This is a genomic window from Mesorhizobium sp. M7A.F.Ca.CA.003.01.2.1 (genome assembly GCF_003998945.1).
Classification (GTDB): Bacteria; Pseudomonadota; Alphaproteobacteria; order Rhizobiales; family Rhizobiaceae; genus Mesorhizobium; species Mesorhizobium ciceri.
Map to the genome: position 1 here is coordinate 1 of NZ_RZRA01000705.1, position 3,078 is coordinate 3,078.

Consider the following 3,078-nt stretch of genomic DNA (forward strand, 5'->3'; position numbering starts at 1 on the left):
CCACGAGGCGAAAGATGTCATCGTGGCCGCTGACCGGCTGCTCGATGATTATCTCAGCCGTGTCGCCGGCGATCCGGCCATCCAGGATCTGCAGAACGCCATCCAGGCCGACAAGGCGCTCAAGAACCTCGACCTCGCCGAAACGCGGCACCAAGCCAAAATGTTCTGCGACCATGTCATCGCCTTGCTGGAGCCCGAGAGGCGCGAGCAGTTCGAACGCATGGTTCTGCTGATCTTCCAGCTCGCCGGCGGCGTGGTGCGCCTGGCGCTTGCCGAGGGCGAAGCGGAAAGCCGCCGGACCATCGAGGATTACCGGTCTATCATTCACACGCAGCTGCGGCTGTTCCTCTAGAGCCGCGCCTATTTCGCCCGATGGACGAGGCCTTCGAAGCCGTGTGTCAGATCCGAAGCGCCGGCCGCGAACATCTTGACGAGATTTTGCGGACGGCCGGGAGTCTTGTTCGCATCGAGGAGGATGGCCCTGCCCTCATGCATGACGAAATCGAATTTTCCATAGTCGAAGCCGAGTTCACGCCGGCGCTCACGCAGTTCGTCGGGCACCGGGACGGGCTCGCGCCGGATCGTCTCCGATGCCTTGACCAGGCCGTTCGGGGAGACGTAGCGGGTGCAGCGCTCTCGCTCTCCGCAAAACACCCAGAAACGAACAGCAAAACCGTCGGGTTCTCTCTCCGGAATGAACTTTTCCACGACGAGATCGTCGCAATCAAAGACGCCGTCTGGAACGTCGCCGAGAGATCCGTGGATCTCATAGGGGTGCAAGATTGGCAAATGCGGAAACGGCGGCTGTTTGCCCGCGCGCTCGGATCGCCGGTTGAGGAGCGTCTCCGGGATTCCCCGATTGTTGAGATTGCTTTTGACGATCACCTGACCTTGCCAGCTGTCGGTTTTGTCGATCAATGCACCACTGATCCGCCGTTTGGATATGTCGGCGGCGCCGATGTTGAGGCAGAATGCAAAACACCGGGCATAGTCGACATAGTCCGTTGGCGTCACCGTGGCATCGACATGCAATACCGCCATATCGGCGCTGACCGGCTTCGACAGGCCTTGCTGAACCCGAACCGAATGGCCGCGCCTTTTCAATTCCGCAAGAATGTCGAACAGCATGTATGGGCTGCTCCTGCGCAGCAGAATATCGCGCCTGCCCAGGAACCTGTCATGCTCATGCGTTATCACGGCGATACGCGCCACTATCCACCTCCTGGACTGTCTGTAGATGCCTTGAAATGTCTTGGCTTGTCCAACGACCTCTATTAAGCCCCGGTGATATCCAAAATCCAGGCGTGCAGGGGGCCAATGGAATTGCATGACAAATCATTGGGACGATTACCACCGCCATTGGAAACTTCTGGAAGCGCCGCTCCGGCCGACAGCGGAAACCGTCGCTATATTCGATCGCGAACTTGATCTCGGAAATGCCGATGTCCTTCTCTTGGGGGTTACCCCGGAATTGGCAGTTCTGGGCAAGTCGATGTTGGCGGTCGACCAGTCGGCGGCCATGATTTCCGGCGTATGGGCTGGCGACGACGGCTCGCGACGGGCAATCGCCGGCAACTGGCTTAACCTGCCCGTGGACCGCGCAAGCATCGACGCCGTCATCGGCGACGGATGCCTGTCGGCGGTCGCTTCCCAGGCGGCGCGCAGTTCGTTGTTTGGCGAGGTCGCCAGGGTGCTGAAGCCTGGCAGGCGCGCAGCGATCCGCGTCTTCGCACGACCGGAAACGGCGGACGATCTGTGCGGCATCGAAGCTCTGGTTCTGGCCGGCGGGATCGAGAATTTCCACGCGCTCAAATGGCGGATTGCGATGGCGTGTACGACCGACGACCGCGATTTTACCATCAAGGTGGCAACGATCCGCGATGCATTCGGCAGACTGTTTCCGGACCGCGAAGCTCTTGCCGCGCGAACAGGATGGAGCATGAGCTCGATCAACACGATCGACGTCTATGCAGGCTCGGACATAAGCTACAGCTTCGCGACGCTGGCCACGCTGACCAACGAGGCAGCCAACTGGTTCGGCGACGTGCGCGTCGTGCCGAGCGGAAGCTATCCGCTGGCGGAACGGTGCCCGCTTCTGGTGCTCGGTTCGGCCAGGCACCGGTAAGTTCATCATCATGCGCCAAGAGGCGCTCCGAGCGCCTTGACTCCGGCGCGCCGCCAGCCTATTTCAGCGCCACGTTAGCACTCGCCTTTGGTGAGTGCTAACCACATGTCCGGCGCCGCCGGATGGAGGAACTGTTTCTCACCGTTCTCATCGAGGAAGAAAAAATGGCAAAGTCGAAGTTCCGCCCGCTTCATGACCGCGTGGTCGTTCGCCGGGTCGAATCCGAATCCAAGACCGCTGGCGGGATCATCATCCCCGACACGGCAAAGGAAAAGCCGCAGGAAGGCGAGATCATCGCTGTCGGCTCCGGCGCTCGTGACGAAGCTGGCAAGCTGGTCCCGCTGGACGTCAAGGCCGGCGACCGCATCCTGTTCGGCAAGTGGTCGGGCACCGAAGTCAAGCTCAATGGCGAAGACCTTCTGATCATGAAGGAATCCGACATCATGGGCATCATCGGCTGATATCAGGCCTTTCCGTCAACTGAATTCCCGGGCTCGATCAAAGCCCCTGCCAGGAGCTAAAAATGGCTGCCAAAGACGTAAAATTCTCCCGTGATGCCCGCGAGCGCATGCTGCGCGGTGTCAACATCCTCGCTGACGCGGTGAAGGTCACGCTCGGCCCCAAGGGCCGCAACGTGGTCATCGACAAGTCGTTCGGCGCCCCGCGCATCACCAAGGACGGCGTCACCGTCGCCAAGGAAATCGAGCTTGAGGACAAGTTCGAAAACATGGGCGCGCAGATGGTCCGCGAAGTTGCTTCGAAGACCAACGACATCGCTGGCGACGGCACCACGACCGCGACCGTTCTGGCGCAGTCGATCGTCCAGGAAGGCCACAAGGCCGTTGCCGCCGGCATGAACCCGATGGACCTGAAGCGCGGCATCGACCTCGCGGTAACCGACGTCGTTGCGACCCTGATCAAGAACGCCAAGAAGATCAAGACCTCCGAAGAGG

4 protein-coding genes and 1 pseudogene are annotated in these 3,078 nt (G+C 60.6%); 4 read left to right on the forward strand and 1 reads right to left on the reverse strand.

All coding sequences use genetic code 11. The features are described from left to right. Positions 1–352 (forward strand): annotated as a pseudogene (locus EN969_RS24025) (TetR/AcrR family transcriptional regulator); the annotation flags it as partial. A gap of 8 nt (positions 353–360) precedes the next feature. Here EN969_RS24025 and EN969_RS24030 read toward each other — a convergent pair. Beyond that, complete coding sequence (locus EN969_RS24030; RefSeq protein ID WP_244514288.1) at positions 361–1,329, reverse strand: hypothetical protein; 969 nt, start codon at positions 1,327–1,329, stop codon at positions 361–363. Between EN969_RS24030 and EN969_RS24035 the strand changes: the two genes are divergently transcribed. From EN969_RS24035 to EN969_RS24045, 3 genes are all read left to right on the forward strand, one after another. Next, complete coding sequence (locus tag EN969_RS24035) at positions 1,328–2,125, forward strand: class I SAM-dependent methyltransferase (RefSeq protein ID WP_013532388.1); 798 nt, start codon at positions 1,328–1,330, stop codon at positions 2,123–2,125. The two genes, EN969_RS24030 and EN969_RS24035, sit on opposite strands and share 2 nt — an antisense overlap. Positions 2,126–2,289: 164 nt before the next feature. Next, positions 2,290–2,586, forward strand: a complete 297-nt coding sequence (gene groES, locus EN969_RS24040) for a co-chaperone GroES (protein ID WP_006203049.1) — start codon at positions 2,290–2,292, stop codon at positions 2,584–2,586. Positions 2,587–2,648: 62 nt separating this feature from the next. Further along, positions 2,649–3,078 (forward strand): TCP-1/cpn60 chaperonin family protein (locus EN969_RS24045; protein ID WP_281060028.1); only part of this gene is annotated, 430 nt, incomplete at its 3' end.

Coding starts and splice junctions, on each gene's coding strand:
- EN969_RS24035 (WP_013532388.1), top strand. CDS start 1,328: ATGACAAATCATTGGGACGATTACCACCGCCATTGGAAACTTCTGGAA.
- EN969_RS24030 (WP_244514288.1), bottom strand. CDS start 1,329: ATGCAATTCCATTGGCCCCCTGCACGCCTGGATTTTGGATATCACCGG.
- groES (WP_006203049.1), top strand. CDS start 2,290: ATGGCAAAGTCGAAGTTCCGCCCGCTTCATGACCGCGTGGTCGTTCGC.